We start from the raw sequence: 26915 nt of genomic DNA, 5'->3' as shown, positions 1-26915 counted from the left end.
GCGTCACTCCGAATCTTCAGTCAGTTCTTCTTTGACCGATTTCACCGCATCCCGTGAGGCATGACCAATGGCTTTGGTGGTATCGCGGGTGGCGTGGCCAATCTCTTTGGTGGTGTCGCGAGTGGCATGACCAATCTCTTTCGTCACATCTTTAGTGGTGGTGCCTATGGCGCGACCCGCATCCTTTAAATCGGCGCAGGCCGTGGTGGCCAGTAGCAGTGGTAATATTATGAGCGTGGCTTTTTTCATTGTACTCATCCTGAAAACTAACGGTTGTTAAGCAAGATACCAAATACTGCTGTACCGCGCCTTAATAATCTGAAAATCCAATCATTGGAGCCTAATCTTTTGAACCCAATTTTTGGAGTAGGGATAATGCATAAGTTTGCTTGAGTGAAGCTTAAATGTCTCTTGCTCAAGATAACGAGGCGGCGGATTAACGACGGTTTTAGAATGGATTGATTAACAAGGTGAGTAAAACAAAATGCCAGAGTATTAACTCTGGCATTGTTGCTATTTCACTTAGCGATTAATCGCTTGTGTGATACGTCACTTTCAAGCAAAACACTATGAGGCTTGATCAAGTTTTGCTAAACGCTGCTGATAGTCATCAATCAGGTGCTGCATAATTTCTTCTGGCGCAGCCTCGTCACAGCAGGTATCGAGGAAGATTTTAAAGGTGACGAGCGCGTGACCATCATTTTTAAGCCTATCACTTTGCATGGAGAAGTAGGCTTCTTCATTGTCGGCTTTACGGACTACAAACTTACTGGTTTCGAAGGATTTACTGCCTGAGAGTTCGTGCCATTTGGTGATACGGTTTAAGGCAATTTCACTGGATTGGTTTAATTCGATGTGGTTTAACCAACTCACTGGATGTTCGGGATCTTTGTAATGCGGACATCTAACTGTGTAGTTATATACATGAGTAATTGCTGTCATAGCGTACCTACCTGTTGAGGATGTTGCTGCCATCATAGGCATCGTTTTTGAATTCGGTCAATCATTAATTGCGCTGATATCGCCCGAGTTAAATCACAGTTTTTACAAGTATTTTTGTTTAAAAATGAGTCAGTTAATTCATTTCCATTCAGTGTTATTTAGCATGAGTTTTTAACGAATATCTATGTGCTATCTCTCAGTTTTGCACTCAAATTCGTTTTTGCTTAATTACTGCGCAATAAAGCATCAAATAAGCGACAGGATCTGAATGGCGCTGTAAGCCATTAAACAGTAGCAAATTATTGGGGAGGTGTAGGGGCGGACGCTAAAAGGGACAGAGGCCCATTCCTTAGAATGGGCCTCTGAGCTGGCTTCATCTTTTGCAGGGAAAAAGCGAACTAAAGCCAGTCTAGCGGATTTGTAACAGCATGTAACCCACCAAGATCACGTTTTTACGCTATTGGGACGATTTTTCGATCTATGGGATCCCAACTGCCGAAGATTACGGCGCTACGGCGGTATTTTACATTATGGCGTAGTGAAAAATTGGCTGAATCAGCCCAAAAGAAAGGCCCAAACAAGATCCCTTGTTTGGGCCGATTCTCATGTCGTTAGCTTGCGCTAGCCGAACAACATCCTGTCAATTGGCGCGCGACAGACGGCGTTAATGCGAATGCTCTATAACGCGGGTTTATAACGCGTTAGTGAAGATCTGGCAGATCTCTTCATGGGTTGCCTGTTTAGGGTTAGTGAAACCACAGGCATCCTTTAAGGCGTTTTCGGCCAGGGTTGGAATATCTTCCGCTTTAACCCCGAGTAAGGTCAGGTTTTCTGGAATGTTTACCGCAACGGATAGGGCCTTAATCGCGGCGATCGCCGCCGCTGCACCTTGTTCATCCGTCATATTGGCTACATCGACACCCATCGCCTTGGCAATATCTTTTAAGCGATCTGGTACCACTTTGGCGTTGTATTCTTGCACATGGGGTAATAACAGAGCGTTACACACACCGTGGGGCAGGTCGTAGAAACCGCCTAATTGGTGCGCCATCGCATGTACATAACCTAAGCTGGCGTTGTTAAAGGCCATACCCGCTAAGAATTGCGCATAGGCCATTTGCTCGCGGGCTTCAATATCTTGGCCTTGTTTTACCGCATTCACTAAGTTGCCTTGGATAAGTTCAATGGCCTTAATGGCGCAGGCATCGGTTATTGGGTTCGCAGCGATAGACACATAGGCTTCAACCGCGTGGGTCAGCGCGTCCATACCTGTTGCAGCGGTGAGGCTCGCTGGTTTTTTCAGCATCAACTCAGGGTCATTCACAGACAGTAATGGGGTGGTGTGTTTATCGACAATCGCCATTTTAATATGACGAGCTTCGTCAGTGATGATACAAAAACGGGTCATTTCACTGGCGGTACCAGCTGTGGTGTTAATGGCCACTAATGGCAGTTGTGGTTTAGCGGATTGGTCTAACCCTTCATAGTCTTTGATGCTGCCGCCGTTGGTGGCAACCAGGGCGATACCCTTAGCGCAATCGTGGGGTGAACCGCCGCCTAATGAAATCACAAAATCACATTGATTGGCTTTTAATAGTGCAAGACCCGCTTCGACGTTACCGACGGTTGGGTTGGGTTGCACGCCATCAAACACGGTTGAAGTAATGCCGTTTTGACCGAGCTTTTCGGCCACTTCACCGACCAGACCAATCTTGACTAGAGGTTTATCCGTCACGATTAACGCGCGTTTAAAGCCTAAGGTTTTGATATCTCCGATAGCGTCATCGACGGCGCCTTTGCCTAATACGTTGACGGAAGGGATAAAAAATTTAGCAGCCATAAGTCCACCTATTTGCTTGTAAATTAAATTTGTTTCTTTCTGGTGACCAAGCTACCAATTAAGGGGTATTCAAGATGTGATCTAGATCGGCTTAGGCAGTTTATTGAGGTGAAATTCCCACTAAAGTTGGAACTAGATAACTAAATAATGAACTTTTATGACAGGGATCAGGCTCGATATACGCTATGTTTTTAAAAGCTTTTTTCAGCTTTTACTTGTTTAGTTAAACTCAGATTATTACGCGATAAAATTGCCCGCCGAGGTGAGTTGTGGCTGAGTTTCTGGTAAGGTGCGGCCGTTGGGTTGATGAGGAGCACGCGAAGCACGATGGAAAAATACGAACAACTGCTGATTTCACTGCGCAGGGTGATCCGCGCTATCGACATTCATTCCCGGCAACTCAATAAACATTCCGGCTTGACGGGTCCGCAGTTGATGGTGATGCAGAAAATTGCCCAACTCGGCGCTCCCTTAGCTAAGCAGGTGGCTGAAGAAATCACCCTCAGCCCTGCCACAGTAACGACAATTATTGATAGGCTCGAAGGGCGGGGATTAGTGATCCGTCAACGCAGCGAGTCCGATAAGCGCAAGGTGCATTTACATTTAAGTGAGGCGGGGCGGGCATTATTGCAAGAGTCGCCTAAACCACTTCAAGAGCACTTTATAAAGCAATATCAAAATCTTGAAGAGTGGGAGCAGAGTCAGTTGCTGTCATCGGTGGAGCGCATTGCCGCCATGATGGATGCCGATAAAATTGATGCCGCGCCTATGTTGTTGGTGGGTAAAATTCAAGGGGACGAATAATCCCCTTTCGGCCACAAATGAAAAAAAGCACTGTGCATACAGTGCTTTGTTGTTTTTGCTAGGCGGCGGGGCAGCTCGTTTCAGTCACGCTATTGATCAAAATCTCATTCACTGGCGTGTCGCTAAAACCGTTGCTGGTTTTGGTTGGTACAATGCTTATCTGATCGACCACATCCATCCCTTCGACGACTTTACCAAACACGGCATAGCCATAGCTGCTCGCCGAAGCATCGAGCTGCGGATTATCTAACACATTGATAAAGAACTGTGATGTCGCTGAGTCTGGCACTGTGGTACGCGCCATCGCGATAGTGCCACGCTTGTTGCTGATGCCGACGGCGGCCTCGTTTTTAATCGGCGCGCTGGTCGGTTTGCTTTGTAACCCCGTAGTGAAACCGCCGCCTTGGATCACAAAGTTATTGATGGTTCTGTGGAATAAAGTGCCGTTATAGAATGACTTATCGACATATTGTTTAAAGTTCTTACCCGTGATGGGCATATTGGTGAGGTCGATGGCTAAGGTCAAGTCTCCCTTAGTCGTGCTCATCAAATAGCATACATCGGCACTTAGACTCGGTGGGGTTGGATCGGGAGTCGGTATGCTCGGCGTTAATTCATCATCGCCACCACCACAGGCGCTGAGGGCCAAGCTCAAACCGCCTGCGAAGATAAGCCCTGTGATACTTCTCATGTCAATTTCCTTATTTTTGCGTCGTTCGCTACTTACTCCTTGTCAGCTTGGATGATGTAAGCGGGCATGGGTAAATGTTGCGATTAAGTGTTGTTTTTGTTTTGAACGCGCATAGTGACAGAGCGATGAAGGTGAGTTCAATATTAAAAATGCAATTGATACAAAGTGTTGCAGCTAGTTGTTAATGCGGGTATGGCAGTTTGAGCGGGTAAGTTAACCTCTGCGATGCTTTTTGAAATGCTGCTCTAAGATAAGACGCTGTTTTGCTTGCGCCATTTAAGCGCGTTGCACCTTTTTTAACCACTCCCTGCTTCAAACTAGTGCGTTTGCGAGATGGCCCCGTGGGTAAAGGCTTGGGCGATAAAGGCACGCATTTTATTCAAGATGCTGATTTATAAGTTTTCTTTGTTGTCATTTGGCTGACATAAATCTGTCTTCATGCTGTTATTTTGCACTGGCATGGTTACTGCCTAACTAAGGCTATGGATGAGCAGTCGCGGGGGCGACAAATATGGGGCTGGAGAAGTTGCTGTATTTGCGGGGCGTGGGAGCAGATTTTACCGACTGCTTCGGCCAGTACATCCGCATTCCCGAGGCTGACAGGCAAGGGATTTTGACCAGTATGTTGCAGGAGAAAAACACTCAGGCCTGCGAGGCGAAGGATGAGCCATTAACGAGTTTACCCAGTGGCGATGAGCTTGATGCTCAGGTGTATCAACTCGATGCCCAGCATTGGACACAAGTGTTGCCAGCGTTTCATTGGTGTTATGTCGACGAACCTTGGGTCTGTCTGTATTTACCTCAATCTTACCGTGGCGATCTGCTGCTCACCTTTACCTGTGAGCAAGGGGAGAGGGTGGTTCTCGAGGTGCCATTTTCGGCGCTAAAACCGATTGGGGATTATCGTATTCAGGCAGAGGAGTTGGCGCAGTTTGGCACCAGCCTCTTCGCCAATGAGTGTCAGTTTTTGCAATACCGTCTCGACCTCTTAGGCCATGAGTTTTATTGCCGTGATGCGGGCGATATGAGTGAGCAACATAGCAATTCTGAGCCACGCCGTTCATGGGAAAATGTCAGCGCCGCGCCAAACACATCTAACAATAATAACAACTTAAGTGATTTATCTTGCCTGGGGCTTGGGTACCACAGTCTGAGCGTCAGTTTGCTTGGGCTGGCGGACGAGCAGCAAGGCGTATCAAGTGTGGGAACGTCAGCAGCAAGCAATTCTGCAGCAAGTAAGGCGACTGAGTTCCATGGCTCTTTTATGGTGGCGCCGAGAACCGCCTATCAAGGGGTGATGAGCGCTGTGGCTCAAGGAAAGCGCCATAAACCCTGGGGCGTGAGTCTTCAGCTGTATAGCCTGCGCAGCGAAAGCCAATGGGGCATGGGCGACTTTGGCGATTTAGAGCAACTTATCGGTTTAGTGGCCGAGTATGGCGCCGATTTTATTCAGCTTAATCCATTGCATGCCTTAGATATTGCCGCGCCGGAACATCCGAGTCCCTATAGTCCCTGCGATCGTCGAAGGTTGAATCCGCTGTATATTCATTTACCTAGTGTGCCTGAATTTGAGCCATTAAAGACGGAGTTTGCGGCGAAGGAGTGGCAAGAAACCATCGCCCTACTCAATGCGGAGAACTGGCTCGATTATCCCAAGGTGAGTGAGCTTAAGTACCGCGCCTTTGCACGTTTATACACTGTCTTTTGCGAACACCATTTACAGCCAAACACCCCAAGGGCGCAGCGTTTTGAGGATTTTGTGACAGAGCAGGGCGCGCCGCTTAGGGAATTTGCCCAAGCCGAATCGCTACGCAGTCCAAGGGCCATCGCACAGGATGAAGGCTTTTATTTGTACCTGCAGTTTGTGGCCGAAGATCAACTGCAATTGTGCCAACTCAAAGCCAAAGAAGCGGGGATGGGCATAGGGCTTATCCGCGATTTGGCCGTGGGCGCCGCGTTGCAAGGCGTTGAGGTTCAAGCCAATTCGCAGCAGTTTTGCTTAAACGCCAGCATAGGCGCACCGCCAGATCCCTTCGCGCCACAAGGACAAAACTGGGGCCTCACGCCCCTCGATCCCGTCAAGCTAAAACAGCATCAATATCGCCATTTTATTGAGCTGACTCGCGCCAATATGACCCACTGCGGGGCACTGCGAATCGACCATGTGATGGGGCTGCTGCGACTCTGGTGGTGGCCACTAGATAAGCGCCTCGGCCATGGCGCCTATGTGTATTACCCCGTCGAAACCCTGTTGGCGATTCTGTGTCTCGAGAGTCAACGTGCTCGCTGTGTGGTGATTGGTGAGGATTTGGGCCTAGTGCCACCCGATATTATTCATCGCCTGTATCAGGCGGGAGTCTATTCCAACGAGTTGTTCTACTTCTGCAAAGACCATCAAGGTTTTAAGCCGCCGAGCCACTATAAGTTCCAGAGTTTGATGATGCTGGCAAACCATGATGTGCCGACCTTAGTGGCTTGGTGGACTGGCAGCGATTTGCACCTGAGGCGACAACTCGACTTGCTCAATACCGACGAGCAATTAGGAGAGGCCTTAGCCGGACGTGAGCAGGAAAAACACCAGCTCGCGCAGTGCTTAATCTCCCAGGGCTTATTGCCGGAGACAGATATTCAACAGATTGATATTGAAGATTTATTAACGGCGTGGATGCCATTTGGTGCCTCGGGCAACAGCGCACTTTACAGCGTGCAGTGGTGCGATCTGCTAGGGGACCGCCATGCGGTGAATATCCCCGGCACTTGGCTCGAGTACCCCAATTGGCAGCGGCGATTGCCCATCAGCCTAAGTGAAGCCGCTGGTAGGCCTACGCTGGCTGAGCGTTTGCAACGCATTGCTGCGGCAAGACATTTGCCAGAGACGGCTGCGCATACAGATACCCTTTGACTAAAAATGGAAGCCAAATGATGACTCAAGCCCAGACTTACTTCTATGACGGTAGCGATGTCGCGCTGTTAAACGGTCAATATACGGATGTGTTTTCCCTGCTTGGTATGCACAGCATCAACGAGGGTAAAGCCTTGGTGGTGCGCTGTTTTTTACGCAACGCCCAAAAAGTTGATGTGATAAGCCTTAAGGATGGCCGCAAGGTGGCGAGCCTTGAGCGCGTCAATGAGGCGGGGCTATTTGCGGGGACGCTTGGCAGACGGGTTAAGCCTTTTTTGTATGCGCTACGGGTGACTTATCCCCTCTGTGAGCAGGATATTATCGATCCTTATCAGTTTGGTTCTCTCCTCGATAGTCAGGATTTATACCTCTTCGGCGAAGGAAGCTCTGAGCAGGCCTATCGCTTTTTAGGTGCGAATTGGCGCCAAGTCGATAGCGTCAAAGGCGTGCATTTTTGCGTATGGGCCCCCAATGCTAAGCGGGTTTCTGTGGTAGGGGATTTTAACCACTGGGACGATACTCGCCATGTGATGCGCCAACATCTGGCCAACGGCTTGTGGGAGATTTTTCTGCCTGATGTTGCCGAAGGCGCGCACTATAAGTTTGATTTGGTTTATCAAAATGGCGAGCGCCACGCAAAATCTGACCCTATGGCGACCCAAATGGAATGTGCGCCGCACAATGCCTCCATAGTGCCGAAAAAACACCAACACCTGTGGGCAGATTCACAATGGATGGACAAACGGGCGAGCACGGCTTGGCATCGCGCCGCTATGTCTATCTACGAAGTGCAGTTAGGCTCTTGGCGCCGAAAAGGTGAGTTTGGTGAGCAATATTTTGATTATCAAGACTTAGTCGAACAGTTGATCCCCTATGTGAAGCAGCAAGGCTTTACCCATATCGAGTTGATGCCAGTCAGCGAGTATCCCTTCGATGGCTCTTGGGGGTATCAACCCGTTGGCCTGTATGCGCCGACCCATCGTTTTGGCGATGCTAATGACTTAAAGGCCTTTATCGATGCCTGCCATCAGGCCGACATTGGCGTGTTACTCGATTGGGTCGCGGCGCATTTCCCTAAGGATCCCCACGGTCTTGTGCGTTTCGATGGCACTTGCCTCTATGAACATGAAGACCCGCGCAAAGGCACGCACCCCGATTGGGATACGCTGATCTATAACTACGACCGCGGTGAGGTGCGGAGCTTTCTGCTCAGCAATGCCTGTTATTGGCTGCGGGAATTTCACTTAGATGGCCTGCGGCTTGATGCGGTGTCATCCATGTTGTACCTCGACTACAGCCGCGAACCTGGGCAATGGCTGCCCAATGCCTATGGCGGACGGGAGAATTTAGAGGCGATTCATTTCCTGCAAATGTTGAATCAACGTTTGTATCAAGCCTTCCCCGGCATTTGCATGATAGCCGAAGAGTCAACCGCCTTTGCGGGCGTGACTAAGCCGACGGATGGCGGCGGGCTGGGGTTTGGTTTTAAGTGGAATATGGGCTGGATGAACGACAGCCTAAGCTACTTGGGCCGCGATCCCATTTATCGCCAGTATCACCATAACCAGCTGACCTTTAGCCTGATGTATGCCTATTCGGAGCAATTTATGCTGTCGATAAGCCACGATGAAGTGGTGCACGGCAAGGGCTCTTTGTTGCATAAAATCCCCGGTGATGATTGGCAAAAATTCGCCACCCTCAGGGCCTATTACGGCTTTATGTGGGGGCATCCGGGCAAAAAACTACTGTTTATGGGCAGCGAGTTCGCCCAGCGTGACGAATGGAACCATAACCATAGTCTCGATTGGCATTTGCTTGCTTTTGAACCCCATCAAGGCGTGCAGCGCTGGCTTCGGGATCTGAATCAGCTTTATCGCCAATTCCCCGCTTTATCTGTGCTCGACTATGAGTCGCAGGGGTTTCGCTGGCTCGATTGTGACAATGGTCGCGACAGTATTTTTAGCTTTGTTCGCTATGGCGAGGGCAGTGATGTGCCCTTGGTGTTTGTGGTGAACATGACGCCCACTCTGCACCAAGGATTTCGTATCGGCTTGCCCCAAGGCGGGGAGTTCTGTGAGTACCTCAATAGCGACAGCCATCTCTATGGCGGCAGCAATCAGGGGAATGCGGGCAAGGTAATTGCTGAAGATTTACCTTGGCAGGGCATGGCATCGAGCGCGCTGATCACTGTGCCGCCTCTGGGTTGCTTGATCCTCGGGCCTGCGACGGATGCGCCAAGAGATACCAGCCTATGACGAATCCTGTGCCTGTAAATGCTGATGGCTCAACCGCTTATAACCTAAGTGCGGGACAGCCTTTTCCCTTAGGGGCGACAGTCGATGATGGCGGGGTGAATTTCGCCCTGTTTTCGGCCCATGCCACTGGGGTGGAGTTATGCCTGTTCGATGCCCAAGGCGAGGTGGAAATTCAGCGCATCGCCTTGACGGAACAGACCCAGCAAATCTGGCATTTGTATGTGCATGGACTGAGTGCCGGTCAGCTATATGGCTACCGTGTCTATGGTCCCTACGAGCCGCAATTAGGGCACAGATTTAATCCACATAAATTGTTGTTAGACCCTTACGCGCGCCAGCTCGTGGGGCGTTATCACCACCATATCGCCAACTTTGGTTATGAGATTGATAACCCCAGTGAAGACTTATCTTTCAGCATCTTAGATAACGCGGATTTTGTCCCTAAGTGTAAAGTGGTCGATACTCGGCCTCTTTTTAATGCCGCTAAGACGCATAATATTCGGCCACTCTCAAGTCAGCGTGAGCCACTGCCGCTTGAGCAGTGCATTATCTATGAGATGCATTTAAAGGGATTTACCGCGCTGCACCCTGAGATAGATGCGCCACTGCGTGGCACCTTTGCCGGGCTGGCATCGAATGCCGCGATAGATTACTTAGTCAATCTCGGCGTGAATTGCGTCGAGTTACTGCCAGTTCAGGCATTTTTCTCAGAGCCCTTTCTGCTTGAAAAACAGCTATCTAACTATTGGGGCTATAACAGCATTGGCTTTTTTGCACCTGAGCCGAGTTATCTCTCGAGTGAGGATATCGGCGAGTTTCGCACTATGGTGGATGCGCTGCACGGCGCAGGTATCGAAGTTATTCTCGATGTGGTCTATAACCACAGCGCCGAGGGTAGCCGCCTCGGGCCAACCTTTAGCTTCCGCGGTATCGACAATCTGAGTTATTACCGCCTGCATCCAAACGATAAACGCTTTTATATCAACGATACCGGCTGCGGTAATACCTTAAACCTCAATCACCCACGCATGTTGCAGTTGGTGTTAGATTCGCTGCGTTACTGGGTCGAAGTGATGGGCGTCGATGGCTTTCGCTTCGATTTAGCCGCCTGCCTTGGCCGTGAAGCCTATGGATTCGACCCAGGTAGTGGTTTTTTTGATGCGCTGCTGCAAGACCCAGTACTCTGCCGGGTGAAACTGATTGCCGAGCCTTGGGATATTGGCCCGGGTGGGTATCAGCTGGGTAATTTCCCTGTGGCCTTTAGCGAGTGGAATGACAGATACCGCGACACTATGCGGCGTTTTTGGCGCGGCGATCACGCCATGTTGCCCGAGTTTGCGCGGCGTTTTCATGGCTCGGGGGATTTCTTTGAGCACAGCGGCCGGCCTCCTGCCGCCAGTATCAACTTTTTAACCAGTCACGATGGTTTTACCCTCAAAGATTTAGTGAGTTATTGCGAGCGGCACAATTGGGCCAACGGTGAAGAAAACCGCGATGGCCACCATGAGAACTTCAGCCATCACTATGGGGTAGAAGGCGACACTGACGACGCCACCATTCTCGCGCTGCGCGCCCGCCAGCAACGCAATCTATTGACCACATTATTCTTATCCCAAGGGGTGCCCATGTTACTCAGCGGCGATGAGACGGGCCGCACCCAAGGTGGGAATAATAACGCCTATTGCCAAGATAACCCCTTGAATTGGTTCGATTGGTCAGCGGATGGCATGGATAGCTCATTGCTGAGTTTCACCTCACAGCTGATTGCCTTGCGTAAACGCTTTCCGCTCTTGTGTGCCAAACGTTTTATCCATGAGCAGCTAGTGGCCAATGCCTTCGATTGGTCGTCCGAGTCATCTTCAAGCCATGCTGCAAGCCCTGTCTCAACCCCATCGGGGGCGAGGCTGGATTGGTTTAGCCGCCAAGGTGAGCCCATGAGCAAAAGTCTGTGGAGTGAGTCCATGGGCCGCAGCCTCTGCGTGGTGCTATCGGGCAATTTAACCGCCACTCAACCACAAACTCAGGGTGACAGCCTTCAAGCACTGCTGTTGATGGTCAATGCCGATGAGCATCCCTTGGCCTTTACTCTGCCGATTTTTGACGGTTTAGGGCCGTGGCAATGTCTGCTGCATACCCAAACCGACTCACAATTTTTAACTCCCACTGAGCCGCTGGATGCTCAGTCCTCACCGACGCGGTACTTGCTACAGGATCGCAGTCTTATGCTGTTTCATGCTGATTTTATAAGGAATTAACTATGAGTCATAACAGTGAGCTGAGCCCAAATACCAGCGGCGTTCCCCCAAAAAAACGTGCCACTAAGGCCGCGCCGAGTAAGCCAAAAGCGACACTCGAACCCTGCGAGCCCTGTGATGCCCTGCCCGCGACCTTTAATCGCCATGTGCGTTATGGATTAAGTCGCGGCGAAGTGGCTCACGGTGAGTTATTTCAAGCGTTAGCACTCAGCGTTAAAGAGCAAATGTTGGATGAGTGGCGTGAGACGCGCATCAAAGATAGCTGCTATGACAACAAGCAAGTGGCCTACTTATCGCTTGAGTTTCTGATGGGCAGAGCATTAGGTAATGCCTTGTTAAATTTAGATTTGGAGCAAGATAGCCGCGAGGCGCTTAGCCAATATTCCGTGTCTCTTGAGGAGCTTGAAGAGGCCGAACACGATGCTGGTTTAGGTAATGGTGGCCTTGGGCGACTCGCCGCCTGTTTTCTTGATAGCTGCGCCAGCATGGATTTATCCGTCACGGGATACGGCATTCGTTACGAATACGGCATGTTCGCCCAGAAGATTGTCGATGGCTATCAGGTGGAGCGTCCAGACCGCTGGCTGCGTGAGGGCAACCCGTGGGAGGTGCGCGTTCCGCACCATAATGTGACGGTAAAGTTCTTCGGTCACACCGAATCCTATGTGGATAAGCAAGGGCGCAGACACATGATTTGGGTCGATACCCAAGATGTGCTTGCCGTGGCCTATGATATGCCCGTGCCCGGTTATCGCAATGGCCGGGTGAATAGCCTCAGACTCTGGAAGGCTGAAGCGACGGATGACTTTGATTTAGCGGAGTTTAACCAAGGGGATTACACAGAGGCGGTGGCGTGCAAGAACCTCGCTGAACAGATCACTATGGTGCTGTACCCCAATGATGCCAGCGAAAACGGTAAGGAGCTGCGGCTGCGTCAGCAGTACTTTTTGTCCTCCGCTAGCCTGCAGGCGATCTTGAAGCGTTGGGTGCATCACCACGGCCATGACTTCAGTGAGTTTGCCGCGAAAAATGTGATCCAACTGAATGACACTCACCCAAGTATTGCGGTTCCCGAATTAATGCGGCTGCTGGTGGATGAATATGGCCTCGAATGGGACGCCGCGTGGGCGATTACCAGCCACACTATGGCCTATACCAATCACACATTGTTGCCCGAGGCGTTAGAACGCTGGCCCGTGCGTATGATGGCGCTGATGCTGCCGCGAATTTTAGAAATTATCTATGAAATCAATGCACGATACCTAGATTTAGTTGCCCACCACTGGCCGGGGGATGGCGCCAAACTGGCCAGCATGTCGATCATTCAAGATGGCCCCGATCCCCATGTGCGCATGGCGTACCTAGCCATAGTGGCGAGCTTTTCGGTAAACGGTGTGGCGGCGCTGCATACCCAGTTATTAAAGTCGGGCCTGTTTAAGGATTTTTATAGCCTGTGGCCGGAGAAGTTTAACAATCGCACCAATGGCGTGACCCCTAGACGTTGGTTAGCCCACTGCAATCCCGCGCTCGCCAAACTGTTAACCAGCCATTTAGGTAAGGGCTGGGTGACAGATTTAAGCCAGCTGACGGCGCTTAATGCCTTAACCCAAGACGCCAGCTTTATTCAAAAGTGGCGTGAGGTGAAACAAGCCAACAAGGTGCAACTCGCTAAGATGATCGCCAAGGAATGTGGCGTCGAGTTTGACCCTACGATGCTGTTTGATGTGCAGGTTAAGCGGATCCACGAGTACAAGCGTCAGCTCCTTAATATTCTGCATGTGATCCATCTTTACCATCAAATCCAGCAGGGGCACACGGAGCATCTCGTGCCACGCTGTGTGCTGATTGGTGGCAAAGCTGCGCCCGGTTACTTTATGGCGAAACTCATCATCAAACTCGCCAGTAATGTTGCCCACATGGTCAACTGCGATCCTGTGGTGGCGCCTTATCTGCGCTTTGCGTTTCTGCCCAATTACAACGTCAGTGCCATGGAAAAAATCTGCCCCGGAACCGATGTCTCCGAACAAATCTCCACCGCGGGTAAGGAGGCCTCTGGCACGGGCAATATGAAGTTCATGATGAACGGCGCACTCACCATAGGCACCTTAGATGGCGCCAATATTGAGATGCTCGAAGAGGTGGGCGAGGATAACTTTTTCCTCTTTGGCCTCAACGCCGAGCAAGTGACCCAAATGCGCTGCGATTATCAACCGCAGCGGATTATCGCCGAGTCCCACGCCTTATCCGAAGTCATGGCCTTACTCAAGAGCGGCCATTTTAACCTGCTGGAACCGGGGATTTTCGACCCTATTATCGCCTCGATTGAAAGCGCGGATGATCAGTGGATGACGGCGGCGGATTTCGACAGTTATCGCCTCGCCCAAGAGGCTGTGGCTAAGGCCTATAAAGATCCGAAAAAGTGGACGCAAATGAGTATTCGCAACACCGCGGCCAGTGGTCGCTTCTCCAGTGATGTGACGATTGCGGGTTATAGAGATGATATTTGGAAACTGTAACGGAGAGACTAATGAGCAAGGGAATGCGCAGTGGTATGCAATCCTGCGGCCTTAGGGCGGCAGGGAATAGTGGTTGTGAAGCAATCGGCACTGATGTGCTATTTGGGGAGTAGAGCCTATGTCTAATGTACGTTATATCAGTAATTTAACTCGTGAAACCTATGCATTGATTCTGGCTGGTGGCCGAGGCTCGCGTTTACATGAACTCACCGACTGGCGCGCGAAACCCGCGCTGTATTTCGGGGGTAAGTTTAGGATCATCGATTTTCCGCTGTCGAATTGCATCAACTCGGGGATCCGCCGTGTTGGGGTGGTGACCCAATATAAGTCGCACTCGTTAATTCGACATGTGATGCGTGGTTGGGGTCACTTTAAAAAGGAATTAGGTGAGTCGGTGGAGATTCTGCCCGCCTCACAACGTTACTCTGAGAATTGGTATCAAGGCACGGCTGACGCGGTATTTCAAAATATCGATATCATCCGCCATGAGCTGCCCAAATACGTGATGGTGCTGTCGGGTGACCATGTGTATCGCATGGATTACGCTGGCTTACTGGCCGCCCATGCCGAATCCGGCGCCGATATGACAGTCTCCTGCCTCGAAGTGCCCGTGGCCGAAGCGGCGGGCGCGTTTGGGGTGATGGAAGTCGATGACGAGATGCGCATCCTTGGATTTGAAGAAAAACCTAAGCATCCTAAACACTCCCCAGGCAATCCTGAGAAGTGCCTCGCCTCGATGGGCAACTATGTGTTTAACACTGAGTTTTTGTTCGAACAGTTGAAGAAAGACGCGCAAAATGCCAATTCCGATCGCGATTTTGGCAAAGACATTATTCCCTCGATCATCGAAAAACATAAAGTGTTTGCCTATCCCTTTAAGAGCGCCTTCCCCAACGAACAAGCCTACTGGCGCGATGTGGGCACCTTGGATTCCTTCTGGCAGGCCAATATGGAATTGTTATCGCCCACACCCGCATTAAACCTCTACGATGCCAAATGGCCGATTTGGACCTATCAGGAGCAATTACCTCCCGCCAAGTTTGTGTTCGACGATGACGATAGACGCGGTATGGCGGTGGATTCGATTATATCCGGCGGCTGCATCATCTCGGGCGCGACAGTGCGCCGCAGTGTATTGTTTAACGAGGTGCGGGTTTGTTCCTACTCAGTGGTTGAGGACTCGGTTGTGCTGCCCGATGTGGTGGTGCTGCGCCACTGTAAGATTAAAAATGCCATCATCGACAGGGGCTGCATCATCCCCGAAGGCACAGTGATTGGTTATAACCACGACCATGACAGGGCAAAAGGCTTTAGGGTGTCCGAGAAAGGCATCACCTTAGTCACCCGCGATATGTTAGGGCTGCCCGTGGGCTATGAGTAAGGCCAAGCCAGTAATTTGCTTGAATATTAACCCTGTTGGAGTATGAAGTTAGGTGAAACGCATATTAATGGTTGCGGCGGAAAATGGGGCGCTGAAAGGGGCGAAAGTGGGCGGGATGGCGGATGTGATCCGTGACTTGCCCCAAGCCCTCGCGGGTGTTGAGATCCAAGCCGATGTAATTATGCCAAGCTACGGATTTTTAACGGGCCTTGGGGCCAAACTTATCCATGAGTTTGAGGTGAGTTTTGCCGGGCGACAGGAGCCGATTAAGTTGTATTGGCTGACGCACCCCAAGGTGCTGGGCGCCAATATTTATTTGCTGGAGCATGGGCTGTGGCAATCCAGTCCCGGGCAGATTTATAGCCAAGGCACGAGTGACCGCCCCTTTGCCGATGATGCGACTAAGTTTGCGCTGTTGTGTGCAAGCGTAGCCAAAGCCTTAGTGGCGGGGCTTGTGCCTATGCCTCAGCTTTTACATTTGCACGACTGGCACACTGGATGTTTAGCCATGCTGCGGGCGCTGGCGCCCGAGTATCAAGCATTGCAAAGCATAGAATGTGTGTTTTCGATTCATAATCTTGCGCTGCAGGGGATAAGGCCGCTGAGCCATGATAGCTCAAGCTTTGCGGCTTGGTTTCCTCAATTATTCGCCCAGTTGGATGAGGGCCAGCGCGCCCAGATTTTCGATCCCCGTTATCCCCATTGCATCAATCCGATGCGGATGGGAATTACGCTGGCGGATAAAGTGCATCTCGTGTCACCAACCTACGCCAAGGAGGTATTGCTTCCCTCTCGCCCCGAGTTGGGGTTCTTCGGTGGTGAAGGCTTAGAGGCGGATTTACAACGCAAAGCCGAGCAGGGTCGAGTGCTTGGCATTTTAAACGGTTGCGAATACTCAGAGGCTTTAGCGCAAAGCTCCCTCGAACGTATGGGATTAACTGAGTTTAAGGAACTACTGAGTTGCATCGAGTCGGCCCTAGTGCAGTGGCAGGGCGGGCGAACTCAGGTGAGTGGCGTCGATATGATTGCCTTTACGCGGCTGCAAGCTCTGTGGCGTCAGGCCTCTTCGGGGGAATTCCCGGACTTTCTGTTGACCTCGGTTGGCAGGCTGACCGATCAAAAAGTGTTGATCCTGCGCCATATTTTACCTTCTGGCTTATCGGTATTAGAGACATTGCTGCAACAGCTGCAACAGCTGCAACAGCTGCAACAGTTGCCGCAAATCCAGCCTAAGGCACTGTTTGTGTTGCTGGGCAGTGGCGACCCTGAGATAGGGCTGTTTTTTCAAACTCTTGCGGCTAAGTATGCCCATTTTGTGTTTCTGCAGGGATACCATGAGGAGCTCTCACAGTGTCTTTATCAACTGGGTGATTTATTCCTGATGCCAAGCTCCTTCGAACCTTGCGGCATCAGCCAAATGCTCGCCATGCGTAGCGGTCAGCCTTGCCTAGTGCATGGTGTGGGCGGATTGCGGGATACGGTCGAGGACAATGTCGATGGCTTTGTGTTCTATGGCGAGGATATCAAGACGCAGGGTGAGGCGTTACTAGCAAAGCTTGGCGACGCATTGGAGACATTTGGCAGTAATGATTGGATGCAATACAAGCGTAATGCCAAAGTGCGGCGCTTTGATTGGCGTAGCATAGCCCTCGAATACAAGAAACAACTCTACAACATTTTGTGAGTTACCCCTTGTAATTAGACCATGATTTGTAAGCAATTCTGCTACACTTGTGAGGGAGAGTTTTCGTAAGATAATCCGTTCCCTCATTTTTGGAGTTGCTTCCACATCCATGGATAAAAGCATTTTCTTACCCTTAGTACAAAATGCGGCGTTATTGCTCGCCTTGGTGTTTTTGTACGATGCGATTCCTAAAAAGCATCAGCGGCAGTATTTTTTGCTGTGGCGGCTGGGGATCGGATTACTCATAGGTGGCATTGGCGTCACTATTATGAGTACCCCATGGATGTACGAGCCTGGCATTATCTTCGATACCCGCTCTGTGCTCCTATGTGTCACCGGCCTGTTTTTTGGCGGTTTGCCCACCGCCATCGCCGTTGCGATGACGGCCATTTATCGGATCAGCATTGGCGGCGCCGCCATGTGGGTCGGCTTAGGGGTAATTATTTCCTCAGGTTTAATTGGGGTGATATGGCGCCAGCAACGTAAATCTTACCTTGCCAATATCTCTGGCAGAGAAATCTTCAGCTTTGCCTTCGTCGTGCATATCGTCATGTTATTGTGGTTCTTTTTGCTGCCGGACAAGGTTGCCATTCCCGTGCTGCAAAAAATCATGTTGCCCGTGCTAACCATTTATCCCCTCGCGACTTGGCTACTGAGCCGTTTGCTCTCCCGCCGTTTTGAGCTCGAGCGTGACGAGCAGATCCGTTTGCAGGATGATTTTCTATTCCGCAGCCAATTTAACGTTGGCAATATCGGGATAGCCATTACCGGCGTCGATCAAAAGTGGATCAAGGTGAACCCAAGGCTGTGCCAAATGCTGAAATACTCAGAGGATGAGCTATTGCATATGACCTGGAAACAGCTCACCCATCCCGATGATGTTGAGGCGGACATAGTCAAGTTTGAGCTGATGCTGGCGGGTAAAATTGATAATTATGAAATGGATAAACGTTTTATCGCCAAAGATAACTCGATTGTATATACCCATATGACAGTCGCCTGTAAGCGCGCGAATCATCAAGTGTTATTGGTGATTGCGGGTTATTTGGATGTCACCGCCCAGACTCTGGCCGATAGGGAAGTGCTCGCCAGTCGTGAGCAACTCGAGCTGGTGTTAAGCAGTAGCGATCTGGGTGTTTGGGACTGGGATATCCGTAATGACCATATCGAGCGTAACGCCCGCAGTGCCGATATTTTAGGTTGCGATATTGATATGCTTAACGCCAATAGTCGCCAATGGATGGACTCGATTGTGCCCGAAGACAGGCCCAAGGTGCTGCACTCCATCGAGGCCCATATTCGCGGAGAAACGCCGCAACATAAAATGGAATACCGCTTAAAAACCCTTAACCGCGATATCCGCTGGATTTTAGATACGGGCAAAGTGGTGAGCCGCGATGCCAATAACAACGCCTTAAGAATGTGCGGTACCTATACCGATATCACTGAGGCCAAGCTTATTGAAGAATCCCTAAAGCTGTCGGCGCTGGTCTATGACAACAGTTCAGAGGCCATGAGCGTGCTCGATGAGACGGGGGTCATCATCACAGTCAATGCCGCATTTACCGCGATCACGGGTTATAGCGAGTCAGAAATTCGTGGTCAGCATATTCGCCTACTTTATTGCGATCTCAACGGTCACGGCTTTTATACTGAGATGAATAATGAAATTCGCGAAAAAGGCGAGTGGCAGGGGGAGATGCGCCAGCGACGTAAGAACAATGAAGAGTACGTCATTTGGCTCACCATCAACACCATCAAAGATAAAGATGGCCAACCTTATCGCCGTGTGGCGCTGTTTTCCGATATCACGGATAAAAAACAGAGCGAGCATTTGATCTGGAAACAGGCCAACTACGACACGCTTACGGGCTTGCCGAATCGGCGCATGTTGCTCGAATATTTAGGCGCCGAGATCAAGAGTGCCGACCGCAATCGCAATCACTTTGCCTTGATGTTCCTCGATCTGGATTACTTTAAAGAAGTGAACGACACCCTAGGCCATGCCATGGGGGACCTATTGCTGATTGAAACAGCCAGTCGCTTAAAATCCTGTGTGCGGGATGCCGATGTGGTGGCTCGCCTCGGTGGGGATGAGTTTACTGTGGTGCTCAGTTCAATGGTGGATCACAAGGGGATAGAGCGGGTCGCCGAACACATTTTACGCCGCGTTGCCGAGCCCTATGTGCTGGGGGAGGAAACCGCCTATATCAGCGCCAGTATTGGCATTACTCTGTATCCCGATGATGCGACTAGTATCGAAGGTCTGCTCAAACATGCGGATCAGGCCATGTATGCGGCGAAAGATCAGGGCCGCAATCGTTTCAACTATTTCACTCCTTCGATGCAGGAATACGCCAAGTATCGGATGCGCTTAATCCAAGATTTGCGTCAAGCTGTGGTGAGCAAAGAATTTGAACTGCACTATCAACCCATAGTGACCATGACCACGGGCGAGGTGCTTAAGGCCGAAGCGCTATTGCGTTGGTTCCATCCGGAGCGGGGTTATGTATCCCCTGCGGAGTTTATTCCCGTCGCCGAAGATACTGGGCTGATTGTAGAGATTGGCAACTGGGTCTTTGAGCAGGCGGCGCGGCAAAGTGCCCTGTGGCGTAAAACCTTTGGAGTCGATATCCAGATCAGCGTTAACAAGTCACCTATCCAGTTTCGCGATGAGGGCACACTGCTGCACAATTGGTTGGAATTACTCCAGAAATTAGACGTCACCGGCACGGGCGTGTGCGTCGAAATTACCGAAGGGTTACTCCTCGATGCCAGTATGGGCGTCACCGAAAAGCTCTTGGCCTATCGGGATGCGGGCGTGCAAGTTTCCCTAGACGACTTTGGCACAGGTTATTCGTCCTTGGCGTATTTGAAGAAGTTCGATATCGATTATTTAAAAATCGATCAATCCTTTACCCGCAATATCGACACCGATGAAAGCGACCAAACCCTGTGCGAGGCCATTATCGTAATGGCCCATAAGCTGGGGATGAAAGTCATCGCCGAAGGGGTCGAAACCGAGGCGCAGCGCCAAGTGTTGCTTACTGCGGGCTGTGACTATGGTCAGGGCTATTTATTCTCTAAACCCGTGAGTGCCACAGAGTTTGCGAGCAAGTATTTGGTTAAAGAGGCTTAGTTGATAGCTGTGTAACCATAGTCCTGCGCTTATGGTTATTTTTTGCCTATAAATGCGCCGCAAATTTTGCTAGACTCCGCGGCCCCGTAAAGGGCTATATGGCGGCTGATTCGAATAGCAGTTGATTCGTGTAGCGGTTGATAAAGCCACTAACGACGCCGCACTTTATGGAACCAAGCTGCACTCAGCGGTTTTGCATTCACACTTCGCACTAACAAAAAGAGCTTTTATGAAATTTGACACACTCGGCTTATCTTCCCCTATTTTGAATGCGATAGCTGAGTGTGGCTATCAGCAGCTCACGCAAGTGCAGCAGCAGGTGATCCCCCTCGCGCTCGAAGGAAAAGACATTATGGCCTGCGCCCAAACGGGCACGGGTAAAACCGCATCCTTTGCCTTACCCGTACTTGAGCAACTGTCAAAGCAGCCAAATGATAAGCCTCTGCTTAGGGCATTGGTGATGACGCCGACCCGGGAGCTGGCGATTCAAGTTTGCGCTAACATTCAGAAATACAGTCAGTTTTTACCCCTGAAAACCTTAGCCGTTTATGGCGGCGCGAACATGAATCCGCAGCGTAAAGGGGTGGAGCAGGGCGTCGATATTCTGGTGGCGACGCCGGGGCGACTATTCGACATTATTGGCCAGTTCCATTTAGATCTCTCGAGTGTGACCACCTTAGTGATCGACGAAGCTGACCGCATGCTCGATTTAGGCTTTGTGCGCGACATTGAAAAGGTAAAACGCCTTATCGCCACTGAGCATCAAACCATGTTGTTTTCAGCCACCTACAGCGATGCGGTGAAGCAGCTTTCCCATAAGATGCTCAATCAACCCGAGTGGGTCAATGTGGCCGAAAATACCACGGCATCCACGGTTGAGCAGCTGGTCTATCGAGTCGATAAACGCCGCAAGGCCGAATTATTGTCAGAGCTTGTCGGGCGCAACAATTGGCGTCAGGTGCTGGTATTTGCCAGCACCAAGGAATGCGCCGAGCATCTATTGCAGGAACTCAGCCTCGATGGGATCAGTGCGGGCGTGTTCCACGGCGATAAAACCCAAGGCGCGCGTAATCGTGTGCTCGATGATTTTAAAGCGGGCAAATTGCGAGTGCTGGTGGCGACCGATGTGGCGGCGCGCGGCTTAGATATTCAAGCGTTGCCCTTAGTGATTAACCTCGAATTGCCATTCCTTGCGGAAGACTATGTGCACCGTATTGGCCGTACTGGCCGTGCGGGACTTTCGGGGCGCGCGATATCATTTGTGTCTCCAGCCGATGATGAGATGTTGGCCGAGATTGAGGCCTTGATTGGCCAAACCCTGCCAGTGACGGTACAACCCGGTTACGAGGAAGGCACACCGCTGCCTGCGCGTTACCGTGAGGCGCCGACGGCCACCACTAAGACTGCTAAGTGGAATTACAAGAGCAGTCGCAATACGGGGGCTAAAGGCGCAGGCGGCAATGGCACTAAAGGTCATGACACGAAGGGTCATGGCGCGCGAGGCAAGGGCGGCTTTGGCGGTAACGCCGGATTTGGTCAATCGAGCGAAAGCCAGGCACGGGCGCGTAAATCGCCAGCCCGTGAAGGTAAATACGCAAAAAATAAGCCGAATACTCAAAAGGGTAAATAATCCCTCTGCTTCGATTTATCCATTTATCAGCGCGCCATTGGCGCGCTTTTTGTTGAGCTTTTACGGGATAATCCCTACACTCGGGTGCCCTCAATTCTGTTCGTTGCCATGAGAGTGCCGTCCATGATAGTCAAAGCCATTCCCACCAATATCATCACAGGTTTTTTAGGCGTCGGTAAAACTAGCCTGATTAAACAGCTCCTTAAAACCAAACCCGAAGGTGAAACCTGGGCAGTATTAGTGAATGAGTTTGGCGAAGTGGGGATTGATGCTGGGTTGATGGATGCCAGCGACAGCGGCGTGCAAATTCGTGAGGTGGCGGGGGGCTGTATGTGCTGCGCCGCAGGTGTACCGACTCAAGTGGCCATTAATCAACTGATCGCCCGTGCAAAGCCCGACAGATTACTGATTGAGCCAACGGGGCTTGGGCATCCCAATGAGATTATCAAAGTGCTCAGTGCGCCCCATTATCACAATGTTATCAGCTTACAGAGCACTTTATGCCTTATCGATGCCCGCAAATTACGCGATGAGCGCTATCGTCGGCACGACAATTTTATCCAGCAGTTGCACGTCGCCGATGTGATAGTCACAACGAAAACCGATTTATACCCCGAGTTTGAAGCGGCGCAGGGCGGGCGCTTGGCGGACGACTTAAGCCAATATCTGAATGAGTTACAGCTGAGTGATGCTCGCGTGATTGAACATAATACGTCACAGGGATTGTCCGCAACTTTGATAGGCAGCCTTAAACAGTCACGTCATCAAAAGGCATCGATGGGAAACTCCGCCGCTTTTACACCAGTGACAGCATCTTCTAGTCTTTTGCGTAATAGTGGCGACAGCTTAGGGTTACAGGGCGTTTTTGCCGAGGTCGCGAACGAGCAAGTATTTCAGTTTGATGCGCGCGGCCTAGTGCGTAAACACAATCAGGGCGAAGGCTGTTTTAGCTGCGGCTGGGTTATTGAGCCAATGCAAGAGTTTGATTTTGATAAACTCATGCAGTTTATCTCGGCGCAGACTCAAGGCCATTCTGCACTTTTGCGGTTAAAAGCGGTCATGATCACCTGCGATGGTATTGCCGGGATCAATTGGAGTGATGGCGATATGGCGGTGACTGAGCTGGACGATAGCTTAGATTCGCGCTTAGAAATGATAGCGACCCAAGCGCTCAATTGGGATGAGATTGAGCAAGGTTTGTTGGGTTGCTTAGCGCACTAGGCTAAGTGAGCCAGTTAATCTGAAGTTGGGAGTTGTGTTACTCGGTCAGCATAGTATCTGGGATAGACACGCCTCTCGCCTTAGCTAGGTTCGCTAATTCACCGCTTTGCACCATATCCTGCAAAAACAGATCGAAACTATCCAGAAGCGGTTGAAATTGTGCGTATTTTGGAAATGCCATAAAGCCATCTTGAGTATCAATCGTGGGCGAAAGTGGCGCGATAGCCTGTGGGATCTTGATTTGTGCCAGTAAGGCTTGAGTGTTACGCACATTGCTGGCGAGCAGGTCGAGATCGCCACGGGATAAACGTTCTATACCACTCCTAAGATCGGTAAATTCATTGACGGTGAGCGACTTAGTGCGCTCGTTAAACAGATAGCCGTAATTCCAGCCCTGCATCTTACCAATTCTTAATCCACGGATACTGGCGTAGTTACCATCCCAAGGTGTGGGATTGTGGGTTCTGGCGTAAAAGACAATGTCATCGCGGTAAAAGGCGAGGGAGGAAAAGGCTAAGACTTTCTGCCGAGCCTCGGAAATGTAGGGGCCAATCAGAATATCCGCTTGCCCTCGCTCGACCATAGATTGAGCGCGGCGCCAAGGCGCAAGTTGATAGTGAATCGTCACTTTTTGCTGTTCGGCAAAGCGATTCAGAATGTCCACCCCTAAACCGCTGTATTCACCTTTGGCATTCTGTTCAAAAATCTGGCTAAACGAGGTACCGACGGCAAGCAGCTCCTCTGCCTGTGCGGGCGGGCACAGGCTTGAGAGGATAAAAAGGCTGTAAGCGATAAGCACTCTTTTAAATGCCATTGACGGTTCCTTTATGACTACTATAGGAATTTAGTTCAATTTTGAGGTAGTTATTAGGTAAATGTTCCTTTTCCTCAATACTGGCAAATTGTACACCGATTTTTATGCTTATTCGCAGTTTGCAAAGCGACATTACAGAATAAGATTGTTTCTTTAAATGGAAGATAAGCGAATCAATTTATTAGTATTTTACGAGCTTTTTAATCTGGCTATACCTGTTTCAATTTGTATCTTACTAAGTTTGATAACGGGTAAAGGATGTTGATATTCAGGCAGGCTCAAGCAAACTGAGTTATGCTGCGCCGCCCATAGGTATTTTTCGATAAGAAGTGAGCCAATGAAATTACAGCAAGTAGATAAAACGGTTTACCGCAGCAATATGAACCTGTTTATGGTGGCCTTAGTGCTGGGGCTGATTGTTTTGTCCTTAAGTTTTGGGGCGGGATTGATTGCGCTCTTTGGTGTCGAGGCTGTGCCCGGTGAGCCGACGGGGAATTTCCATTGGAATCTACTCGGGGTGATTTTGGCTGTGTTGCTCTGTAGTGCCATAGTGTATCAGCTTAAGAGTAAACTCTTCTTTAGAGAGATTTATTACGTTTGGCAGTTAAAGCAGCTGCAAAATCGCATTTATCGTAAGCTGAGTAAAATTCGAGCCGCGGCGGCGAATAATGATGTAAATGCCTTGATTACGTTGCTGTTTTACTTCACCAGTTTACGCCAAGTCTATCTGCTGGATGATAATACCTTGACCTTATCCAGCGTTGATAAGGAGTTAAACCAACTGCAAGAGCAGTGCAACGCCTTGGGGTTAACGCTCTCGACCGAGCAATTTGAAGTAGCGCTGTTAGCGGGTTTTTAGTGACATTTGTGCCAAGCATTGTCACATCCAATAAAAAAGTGAGTGCCTACACACTCACTTTTTTCGAACTTACTTTTTAGATAAGCCTATTGGGGTAAGAACTTACGTTTCTTATTACGCCCTAGAAGACCCAGCCCATTAGTGCGCGGCTTGCTGCGCCCGTTGCAGCGACAGTAACCACTTACCATAGATATAAATCCCCACAGCCGAAATGGTGCCGATTGCGGCGATAATATACCAAGCCATACCGATATTGTGGCTATGGTAGAGCAGCTGAGTCAGGTCATGGGCGTTTTCGCCAGTAAAGCTCACTAAGGTAGTAAAGGCTTCCCCCTGCGGGATGGCATTCACATCGGCTGAGCTCATGCCGCGCTCGAGTAATAACTCGCGTGAGAACAATTCTTTCGAGGCAAAAATCTCATAGAGTTTAGGGCCGAAATAACCTTCTAAACCCCAACCAATCCCTTGCGGTAGCATCACAAAACCAAGGTACATGGCTTTTTTACCTTCGGGGGCAATGTTACCCATAAACTCGTTTTTCTTCGGGCTTATCATCATCTCGCCGATGGAGAACATGGCAATCGCGAACACAATAAACCAAGCGGCATGGAAGGCGCCGATAAACACAAAGGCTAAGATACTGAGTAAGCAGCCAATTAGCATCGCAGTGGTGATGCGGTACTTGGCGGTAAGGGCGGCAATTAAAAAGCAGCTGGTCATAATCAGGCCGGCGTTGAGGTTTAACATGCCTTCTGGCATCACCTTAGTGCCTTCGTTATTTAACCCGAGCCAGAACTGTAAAATACCGTTGCTGGTGCCTTCGCTGCCAAACAGACTGGTGACAATCACGCTGGTATCGACCCACTCAGAAATATGAATAGGCAGTACGTCGAATAGGGCGTTAAAGAGGAACCAAAAGCCTGCAAACACTAACATGTAATAGATGACGATAGGCTTTTTCAGCTCATGCCAAGCGTCGCGCCAGAGGGCTTCTTGTTTAATTTCGCCGGATTTTATTTGCTGATTACGGGCAATTCGCTCGGCTTTGCCAGGCTCGGTATAGGTTAATAAGAACAAGAAGTTTAGCGAGATAATCGCGGCGCAGGCGTAAAACACATTATCCCAAGAAAGCTGGCGCATATGTACGGCAACCAATGGCCCTAAGAAGCCACCAATATTCACCACTTGGTAAAATATTCCCCAGGCCATGGAGGTATTATTGCGATTGGTTGAGAGTACTAAGGTGCCTTGAATGCCGGGTTTAAATATCCCTGTGCCGATGGCGAGTAATAATGCTCCCGATAAGAAGCCCCAAAAGGTGGGGAAAAACGCCATGGTCAGGTAGCCCATGATTTTAATCACGGTTGAGGCAAAAATGGTTTCCTTGTAGCCGACCCTATCGGAAATCCCGCCAGTAAACACGGGCACAAAGGTCTGCATAATGGCCCAGAGCGAGATAATGATACCATAGTCGCTGAGGCTGATCCCCAGACCGCCCGCCGACTCGGGGGCTTTGGCATATAAGCCCGCACTGGCTTTGACACCGTAATAGGCGATACGCTCGACCAGCTCCATGCCGCCCACTAACCAAAAAATATAACTTAGGCTAGTGATGGAGGCCCACATGCCTAACTGCTTGACTTCGCGCAGATCATTCTCTGCATTTGGACTATTGTGACTCATGTCCTTCCCTTTATTATTGTTATTGAATTTAATTCCACTAATTCATTATTAATTAAATGGTTAACTCAATTGTTTAGGCAAATAATGCCTAGGTAATTAACCGATTTCGGGCAATTTAAGCCTACACTTTACCTAATTAAGGGTTAAATACCAAAAAAGTAGTGAAAAATGATGAGTTTCGCCACATCTGTTATTAAGTGATGCTCGCTTGTTGCAATCACGGAATAAATGTGTACTAGCAGTAAGGCATTGTGCAGATTAGTTTTTGTTACAAATCCACCTCATTCAATCCCTTTGGT

At 50.0% G+C, this 26915-nt stretch carries 17 protein-coding genes; 11 read left to right on the top strand and 6 right to left on the bottom strand.

Going from position 1 to position 26915, the window contains the following annotated elements:
- Window positions 1-3: 3 nt before the first annotated feature.
- The 3 genes from K0H60_RS14785 to yiaY form a co-directional block, all read right to left on the bottom strand.
- A complete protein-coding gene (locus tag K0H60_RS14785; protein WP_011717801.1) occupies window positions 4-249 on the bottom strand; it encodes a hypothetical protein in 246 nt (81 codons plus the stop codon).
- 318 nt (window positions 250-567) lie between these two features.
- A complete protein-coding gene (locus tag K0H60_RS14780) occupies window positions 568-942 on the bottom strand; it encodes a hypothetical protein (RefSeq protein ID WP_011717800.1) in 375 nt (124 codons plus the stop codon).
- Window positions 943-1633: 691 nt separating this feature from the next.
- Complete coding sequence (yiaY, locus tag K0H60_RS14775) at window positions 1634-2782, bottom strand: L-threonine dehydrogenase (protein ID WP_088210573.1); 1149 nt, start codon at window positions 2780-2782, stop codon at window positions 1634-1636.
- 327 nt (window positions 2783-3109) lie between these two features.
- Between yiaY and K0H60_RS14770 the strand changes: the two genes are divergently transcribed.
- The gene (locus tag K0H60_RS14770) at window positions 3110-3586 is read left to right on the top strand and encodes a MarR family winged helix-turn-helix transcriptional regulator (protein ID WP_220056199.1); all 477 of its coding nucleotides are present in this window, start codon (window positions 3110-3112) and stop codon (window positions 3584-3586) included.
- A gap of 58 nt (window positions 3587-3644) precedes the next feature.
- Here the strand turns inward: K0H60_RS14770 and K0H60_RS14765 are convergent, their stop codons facing one another.
- Window positions 3645-4277 carry a peptidylprolyl isomerase gene (locus K0H60_RS14765; RefSeq protein WP_220056198.1) on the bottom strand — a complete coding sequence of 211 codons (633 nt, stop codon included), beginning with the start codon at window positions 4275-4277 and terminating at the stop codon, window positions 3645-3647.
- A gap of 511 nt (window positions 4278-4788) precedes the next feature.
- On the opposite strand from K0H60_RS14765, the gene malQ reads away from it, so the two are divergent.
- From malQ to K0H60_RS14720, 9 genes are all read left to right on the top strand, one after another.
- Window positions 4789-7179, top strand: a complete 2391-nt coding sequence (gene malQ, locus K0H60_RS14760) for a 4-alpha-glucanotransferase (protein ID WP_220056197.1) — start codon at window positions 4789-4791, stop codon at window positions 7177-7179.
- A 17-nt stretch (window positions 7180-7196) separates the two neighbouring features.
- Complete coding sequence (gene glgB / locus K0H60_RS14755) at window positions 7197-9434, top strand: 1,4-alpha-glucan branching protein GlgB (protein ID WP_220056196.1); 2238 nt, start codon at window positions 7197-7199, stop codon at window positions 9432-9434.
- Window positions 9431-11689, top strand: a complete 2259-nt coding sequence (gene glgX, locus K0H60_RS14750) for a glycogen debranching protein GlgX (RefSeq protein WP_220056195.1) — start codon at window positions 9431-9433, stop codon at window positions 11687-11689. The genes glgB and glgX overlap by 4 nt, the downstream gene beginning before the upstream one ends.
- Window positions 11690-11691: 2 nt before the next feature.
- Window positions 11692-14205 (top strand): glycogen/starch/alpha-glucan phosphorylase, encoded by a 2514-nt coding sequence (locus tag K0H60_RS14745; protein WP_220056194.1) that lies wholly within the window; start codon window positions 11692-11694, stop codon window positions 14203-14205.
- Window positions 14206-14323: 118 nt separating this feature from the next.
- Window positions 14324-15586 carry a glucose-1-phosphate adenylyltransferase gene (gene glgC, locus K0H60_RS14740; RefSeq protein ID WP_011717793.1) on the top strand — a complete coding sequence of 421 codons (1263 nt, stop codon included), beginning with the start codon at window positions 14324-14326 and terminating at the stop codon, window positions 15584-15586.
- A 67-nt stretch (window positions 15587-15653) separates the two neighbouring features.
- On the top strand, window positions 15654-17270 hold the full coding sequence (locus tag K0H60_RS14735; protein ID WP_220058178.1) for a glycogen/starch synthase: 1617 nt from the start codon (window positions 15654-15656) through the stop codon (window positions 17268-17270).
- A 109-nt stretch (window positions 17271-17379) separates the two neighbouring features.
- Window positions 17380-20409, top strand: a complete 3030-nt coding sequence (locus tag K0H60_RS14730; RefSeq protein WP_220056193.1) for an EAL domain-containing protein — start codon at window positions 17380-17382, stop codon at window positions 20407-20409.
- A 229-nt stretch (window positions 20410-20638) separates the two neighbouring features.
- Complete coding sequence (locus K0H60_RS14725) at window positions 20639-22039, top strand: DEAD/DEAH box helicase (RefSeq protein ID WP_220056192.1); 1401 nt, start codon at window positions 20639-20641, stop codon at window positions 22037-22039.
- A 123-nt stretch (window positions 22040-22162) separates the two neighbouring features.
- The gene (locus K0H60_RS14720; RefSeq protein WP_220056191.1) at window positions 22163-23260 is read left to right on the top strand and encodes a CobW family GTP-binding protein; all 1098 of its coding nucleotides are present in this window, start codon (window positions 22163-22165) and stop codon (window positions 23258-23260) included.
- Window positions 23261-23297: 37 nt separating this feature from the next.
- Here the strand turns inward: K0H60_RS14720 and K0H60_RS14715 are convergent, their stop codons facing one another.
- Window positions 23298-24074, bottom strand: a complete 777-nt coding sequence (locus tag K0H60_RS14715) for a substrate-binding periplasmic protein (protein WP_220056190.1) — start codon at window positions 24072-24074, stop codon at window positions 23298-23300.
- A gap of 337 nt (window positions 24075-24411) precedes the next feature.
- Between K0H60_RS14715 and K0H60_RS14710 the strand changes: the two genes are divergently transcribed.
- Window positions 24412-24933 (top strand): DUF3087 domain-containing protein, encoded by a 522-nt coding sequence (locus K0H60_RS14710; RefSeq protein ID WP_220056189.1) that lies wholly within the window; start codon window positions 24412-24414, stop codon window positions 24931-24933.
- A 138-nt stretch (window positions 24934-25071) separates the two neighbouring features.
- On the opposite strand, the gene K0H60_RS14705 is transcribed toward K0H60_RS14710, so the two are convergent.
- Window positions 25072-26616: an MFS transporter gene (locus K0H60_RS14705; RefSeq protein ID WP_220056188.1), complete on the bottom strand. Its 1545-nt coding sequence runs from the start codon at window positions 26614-26616 to the stop codon at window positions 25072-25074.
- Window positions 26617-26915: the final 299 nt, after the last annotated feature.

The sequence above is a fragment of the Shewanella mangrovisoli genome (assembly GCF_019457635.1).
Taxonomy (GTDB): Bacteria; Pseudomonadota; Gammaproteobacteria; order Enterobacterales; family Shewanellaceae; genus Shewanella; species Shewanella mangrovisoli.
Note: the sequence above shows the minus strand (reverse complement) of the source record. Positions and strands in the feature narration are given on the sequence as shown.